This is a genomic window from Streptomyces sp. NPDC034670, from assembly GCF_055574875.1.
This window is the reverse complement of the sequence record NZ_JBVITR010000005.1, coordinates 252,490-255,561: the sequence shown is the minus strand read 5'-3', so window position 1 is coordinate 255,561 and position 3,072 is coordinate 252,490. Positions and strand designations below refer to the sequence as shown.

General features: G+C 77.9%; 1 protein-coding gene. It reads left to right on the top strand.

The features are described 5' to 3' along the window. Window positions 1-191 precede the first annotated feature (191 nt). A partial coding sequence (locus tag ACZ56B_RS06130) for a BTAD domain-containing putative transcriptional regulator (protein WP_468786754.1) occupies window positions 192-3,072 on the top strand: 2,881 nt, incomplete at its 3' end.

Below are 3,072 nucleotides of genomic sequence, written 5' to 3'. Positions count from 1 at the left end.
ACCCTCGCGACCTTCGCCGTCCTCGACCTGGTCCTGTTCTTCCTCGCCTTCGAGACGGTCCTCGTCCCGATGTACTTCCTCATCGCCCGCTGGGGGGGGGGGGGGGGGGGGGGGGGGGGGGGGGGGGGGGGGGGGTCCCCCCCCCCCCCCCCCCCCGCCCCCCGCGACCGCTGCGGCCGCCACCGGAGAGAATGAGCCCCGTGCGCTACCGCATCCTCGGCACCACCCAGGCACTCCGGCCCGACGGCAGCGCCGTCCCCGTCGGCGGGGCGCGGCTGCGTGCGCTGCTGACCGTGCTCGCCCTGCGGGCCGGCCGGACCGTACCCGTACGCCTGCTGGTCGACGAGATCTGGGACGGCGGACCGCCGGCCGACGCCACGGGAGCGCTGCAGGCCCTGGTCGGACGGCTGCGCCGGGTGCTCGGCGCGGACGCCGTGGCCCTGGCCGACGGCGGCTACCGGCTCACCGCCCCGCCCGACGACGTCGACCTGCACCGTTTCGAGCGGCTGACCGGCCAGGGCCTGCGCGCCCTGGCCGACGGGGACCCGGCCCGGGCGGAGGCCCTGCTGGACGACGCCCTCGCCCTGTGGCGCGGGCCCGCCCTCGCCGACCTCCCCGACCGCACCGCCGAGGCGGCCCGCGCCGAGGCCCGGCGCCTGGACGCGCTGCGCGCCCGCCACACCGCCGGCCTCGCCCTCGGCCGGGCCGAGCGGTCCCTGCCCGAGCTGACCGCCCTGTGCGACGCCCACCCCCTCGACGAACCCCTCCAGGCCCTGCGGCTGCGCGCCCTGCGCGACACCGGCCGCACCGCCGAGGCGCTGGCCGCCTACGAGGACGTGCGGCGCCTGCTCGCGGACCGTCTCGGGTCCGACCCCGGCGCCGAACTGCGGGCGCTGCACGCCGAGTTGCTGGAAAGCGGGCAGGACCCCGTGGCCGGGGCCCGGGGGAGCGCGCCACCGGGCAACCTGCGGGCCCGGCTGACCTCGTTCGTCGGCCGCGAGGCGGACATCGAGGCCATCCGCGCGGACCTCGCCGCCGCCCGGCTGGTGACCCTCCTCGGGCCGGGCGGGTCCGGGAAGACCCGGCTGGCGCAGGAGGCCGCCGAAACCGTGCGGCGGACCGTCCCCGACGGTGTGTGGCTCGCCGAACTCGCCCCGGTCGACGATCCCGGCGCCGTCCCCGAGGCCGTCCTCACCGCGGTCGGCGCCCGGGAGACCGTCCTGTACGGGGCCGGCGCCGAGGGCATGCGGGCCGTCGCCGACCGGCACGACGACCCCCTGGACCGGCTCGCCGAGCACTGCGGCCGCCGCCGCATGCTGCTGATCCTGGACAACTGCGAGCACGTCGTCGACGCCGCCGCCCGGCTCGTCGAGACGCTGCTGCAGCGCTGCCCCCACCTCACCGTGCTCGCCACCAGCCGCGAACCCCTCGGGGTCCCGGGGGAGCTGCTGCGTCCGGTGGAGCCGCTGCCCGAGCCGGTCGCGCTGCGGCTGCTCGCGGACCGGGGCGCCGCCGCCCGCCCCGGCTTCCGCACCGACGCCGACGCCGACACCGCGGCGGCCTGCGCCGAGATCTGCCGCCGCCTCGACGGACTGCCGCTCGCCGTCGAACTCGCCGCCGCCCGGCTGCGGATGCTCACCCCGCGCCAGATCGCCGACCGGCTCGACGACCGCTTCCGGCTGCTCACCACCGGGAGCCGCACCGTCCTGCCCAGGCAGCAGACCCTGCGGGCCGTCGTCGACTGGTCCTGGGACCTGCTCGACGAGGACGAACGCGACGTGCTGGGCCGGCTGTCGGTCTTCGCGGGCGGCTGCGACCTCGCCGCCGCCGAGGCCGTGTGCGGCCCGGCCGCGCTCGAGGCGCTCGGCTCCCTCGTGGACAAGTCCCTGGTGGTGGCCGCGCCCTCGGGCGACGGCGGGATGCGCTACCGGCTCCTGGAGACCGTCGCCGAGTACGCGGCCGAGCGGCTGGACGAGGCGGGAGGGCGCGCCGGGGCCGAGCGGGCGCATCTGACGCACTACCGCGAACTCGCCCGCACCACCGACCCGTCGCTGCGCGGCCCGGACCAGCTCGCCGCCGTCGGACGCCTGGAGCGCGAGTACGAGAACCTGCGCACGGCCCTGCGCCGCGCCCTCGTCCTGCGCGACGAGCAGGAGGCGCTGTGCCTCACGCTGTCGCTGGCCTGGTACTGGCAGATGCGCGACCTGCGCGTCGAGGCCCGCAACTGGTGCCGCGAGGTCATGGCCCTCGGACCCGACCCCTTCACCGAACCGGTCCGGCCCGCCGCGCCGGTGCGGCGGCGCTGCACCGACGCCCCGCCCCCGATGACCGGGGAGGTCCTCGCCGAGGCCCGGCGCGGTGTGCACCTGACCCACATGGCCTGCATGGACACCGAGCTGGACGACTGGCAGACCCCGCGGGCGCGGCACCGGCTGCGCGTCATCGCCGCGAGCTACGAGCCCGGCCTGCCGCAGCTGTGCCGTCCGCCCGGCATGTTCTGGTCGTTCGCCGTGATGCTGAGCGGCGACATGGCCAGGCTGCGCACGGCCGTCGACGCCGCCGTCCGCACCTGCCGGGACACCCCCGGGTTCGAGTGGGAGCTGGCCGCCAACCTCCAGATGCGCGCCAACCTGCTCGCGAACCGCAGCGACTGGGCCGGGGACGCGCGGCGGGACGCGGACGAGTCCCTGGAGATCAACCGGCGCCTCGGTGACGCCTGGGGCACCGCCGAGGCCCTCTCCGCGCGGGCCGAGGCGCGGGAGCGCGGCGGTGAGTACGCGGCGGCCGCCGCCGACTACGAGGAGGCGATCGAGCACGCCGAACGCCTCGGCGCCCGCGCCCAGGTGGCCGTGCTCCGCGCCCGGCTGGGCAGCGTGCTGCTGGAGGCGGGGGACGCCGGGCGCGGGGAGCGGCTGCTGCGCGACGTCATCGACCAGGAGCGGGGGGGGGGGGGGGGGGGGGGGGCCGGCCCCCCGGCCCTTCCTTCCCGGCTGTCCCGGCAAGTCGGGGGGGGCAGGCAAGCGCAGGAGGAAACTCGGGCTCTTCTCCCAGAGGTTTTCACCTTCTCCCCCC